We start from the raw sequence: 231 nt of genomic DNA on the forward strand, positions 1-231 counted from the left end.
CGTTTTCCTCCACGTCCAGGTGCTTCCCACAATCCACCTAATCCCTGGTTTTCCCATCTACGTAATGTGGCTCGAACCGTATGCTCATGAATATGTAAGTGACCAGAAATCATTGGAACTGTTAAACCATCGGCATTGAGTCGTAATGCGATCGCTCTAATTTTGACTCTTCGAGGTACATTCTCTGCAAGGCTTAATTCCTGCAACGTTTTGTCTTCTTCTCTAGTCAGT

1 protein-coding gene is annotated in these 231 nt (G+C 44.6%); it reads right to left on the reverse strand.

Annotated features, from left to right (window positions below; translation table 11 throughout):
* Positions 1-231: helix-turn-helix domain-containing protein (locus ACEYW6_RS36860; protein WP_412983701.1), on the reverse strand; the 231-nt coding region annotated here is incomplete at both ends.

This window comes from Nostoc sp. UIC 10607, assembly GCF_047228265.1.
Taxonomy (GTDB): Bacteria; Cyanobacteriota; Cyanobacteriia; order Cyanobacteriales; family Nostocaceae; genus Nostoc; species Nostoc foliaceum_A.